The sequence below is a fragment of the Streptomyces sp. BE303 genome (assembly GCF_036290945.1).
Taxonomy (GTDB): domain Bacteria; phylum Actinomycetota; class Actinomycetes; order Streptomycetales; family Streptomycetaceae; genus Kitasatospora.
Genome location: NZ_JAQYWZ010000374.1, coordinates 1 through 394, shown reverse-complemented (window position 1 = coordinate 394; position 394 = coordinate 1). Strand labels below are relative to the sequence as shown.

Genomic DNA, 394 nt, shown 5'->3' with positions numbered 1-394 from the left:
GGGGAGTCCGACGGCGCGTTCGCCGTTGCGGCGTTGCTGGATGACGACGGCGACGACGAGGAGGGCGCCCTGGGCGACGTTCTGCCAGAAGGAGTTGATGCCCTGGACGGTGAGGCCGTTCTCCAGGCAGCCGAGGAGGGCGACGGCTAGGAGGGTGCCGCCGATGCCGCCCTTGCCGCCCTTGAGGGCGGCGCCGCCGAGGGCGGCTGCGGTGATGGCCTTGAGTTCGAGGCCCTCGCTGCCGGAGACGGGCTGGCCGGAGCCGGTGCGGGCGGTGAGGAGGATGCCGGCGACGGCGGCGACGGTGCCGATGAGGGCGTAGACGGCGATGAGGTATTTGTTGATGTTGATGCCGGCGAGGCGGGCGGCGGTGTCGTTGCCGCCGATGGCGTAG

Annotated in this window: 1 protein-coding gene; it reads right to left on the bottom strand. The window is 71.8% G+C overall.

Features of this window, described 5'->3' with window-relative positions; translation table 11 throughout:
* Nucleotides 1-394: ABC transporter permease (locus PUR56_RS06230; RefSeq protein WP_443034442.1), on the bottom strand; the 394-nt coding region annotated here is incomplete at both ends.